Consider the following 2,187-nt stretch of genomic DNA (forward strand, 5'->3'; position numbering starts at 1 on the left):
AGCCCGCGGCCGGGGTGGTGGCGGTCGGGGCGCGCTGCGCCGGGACGGCGGGCAGCTCCGGCTCCGCGGCGGGCTCCGCCACGGGGGCGGAGGGGGCCGGGGGAGGAGCGACGGTCCGCAGGGCGGTGGTGATCACGCCGGCCGGCTCCGGGGCCGCGGCGGCGGGCACGTCGCCGGTGGCCGGGACGTCGTTGACGTTGGTGTGGTCGACCGGCTTGCGCCGGGACGCCGCCCAGATCGCCCCGCACACGCCGAGCGCGAGGACGGCGACGGCCGCGACACCGGCATCGCCCTGGTCGGCCAGGAGGGCCGCGCCCGCCGAAACGAGGCCGGCGGCCGGCAGCGTCAGGCACCAGGCGATCGCCATGCGGCCCGCCGTCGACCAGCGCACCACGCCGCCCTTGCGGCCGAGGCCGGAGCCCATCACGGAACCGGAGCAGACCTGGGTGGTGGAGAGCGCGAAGCCGAGGTGGGAGGAGGCCAGGATGGTGGCGGCGGCGCCGGTCTGGGCGGCGAAGCCCTGCGGCGGCTGGATGTCGGTGATGCCCTTGCCCATCGTGCGGATGATCCGCCAGCCGCCCAGGTACGTGCCGAGCGCGATGGCGGCACCGGCGGAGGCGATGACCCACATCGGCGGGTCGGAGTGCGGGGCGAGGGCGCCGCCGGTGATCAGCGCCAGGGTGATGACGCCCATGGTCTTCTGCGCGTCGTTGGTGCCGTGGGCGAGGGAGACGAGCGCGGCCGAGGCGATCTGGCCGGCGCGGTAGCCCTTGGCGGTGTCGGCCTCGTCGCGGTTGCGGGCGAGGCGGTACGTCAGCCGGGTCGCGGCCATCGACGCGATGCCCGCCACGATCGGGGCGGCCACGGCCGGCACGAGGACCTTCATGACGACGGCCCCGCCGTGCACCCCGTCGGGGCCGACGGAGACCAGGGTCGCGCCGATCAGTCCGCCGAACAGGGCGTGCGAGGAGCTGGAGGGGAGACCGGCGAGCCAGGTGACCAGGTTCCACACGATCGCGCCGACCAGCCCGGCGAAGATCACTTCTGGTCTGAGGCCCGCGCTCTCGTCGATGATGCCGCCGGAGATGGTCTTGGCGACCTCCACGGAGAGGAAGGCGCCGCCGAGGTTCAGCACCGCCGACATCGCGACCGCGGTCTTCGGTTGCAGTGCCCCGGTGGAGATGGTGGTGGCCATCGCGTTGGCCGTGTCGTGGAAGCCGTTCGTGAAGTCGAACACCAAGGCCGTGACGATCACGATCCCGATGAGAAGCGTGATGTGTTCCATGCACCCAGGCAATCTGTTCGCAGGTCAGTGACGCGGGGACCGTACGAAGGACGGATGAACGGAAGGTGAACACGAACGGGCTGCGTGATGACACCGCCGCAGTGTTCACAAGGAGGTGAATCCGTGGCCACCCTGGCACCATCCGGCGTAGGTTTCCGTACGCACCCTGCGTCCGGGCCCGTACGGTGACGTCCGGCGTCGGACCGCCCGCCACCGCCCGCCCCGGAGGACCACCGTGCACGCTCAGCCGGAACCGCTCGCCCGCGCCTGGGCCGACCTCGTCGCCACCGCCCGCCGCACCGTCGCCGACGGACTGGTCGTCGGCACCTCGGGCAATGTCTCGGTACGCGTCGGCGACGTGGTCCTCGTCACCCCCAGCGGCGTCCCCTACGACCGGCTCGGCCCCGGCGACCTCACCGCCGTCGATCCCGACGGCCGCCAGGTCCACGGCACCCTGCGGCCCACCAGCGAACTCCCCATGCACCTCGCCGTGTACCGCACCACCGACGCCACGGCCGTCGTGCACACCCACGCCCCGCACGCCACCGCCGTCTCCGCCCTCGTCACCGAACTCCCGCTGATCCACTACATGGCCGCCGCCCTCGGCGGCCCCGTCCGCGTCGCCCCCTACGCCGTCTACGGCAGCGACGAACTGGCCGCGCACATGCTCACCGCCCTGCGCGACCGCACCGGCTGCCTGCTGCGCAACCACGGCACGATCGTCCACGGCCACAGCCTCGACGAGGCCCTGGACCGCACCGCCCAGCTGGAGTGGATGTGCCGCGTCTGGCTCCTGTCCGCCTCCGTCCCCGGCCGCACCCCCGCCCTGCTCTCGCCCGGACAGCTCGACGAGGCCGCCGGCCGGCTGAGCGGCTACGGCCAGCCCGCGCCCGACGGCGGGA

General features: G+C 73.9%; 2 protein-coding genes. One reads left to right on the top strand and one right to left on the bottom strand.

The window, feature by feature from the left end; all coding sequences use genetic code 11:
• Positions 1 to 1,285: inorganic phosphate transporter (locus tag AC51EU_RS29835; RefSeq protein WP_496270211.1), on the bottom strand; the 1,285-nt coding region annotated here is incomplete at its 3' end.
• Between the two features lie 235 nt (positions 1,286 to 1,520).
• On the opposite strand from AC51EU_RS29835, the gene AC51EU_RS29840 reads away from it, so the two are divergent.
• The coding region (locus AC51EU_RS29840; protein ID WP_496270212.1) for a class II aldolase/adducin family protein at positions 1,521 to 2,187 on the top strand (667 nt) is incomplete at its 3' end.

Source organism: Candidatus Streptomyces philanthi, assembly GCF_059553635.1.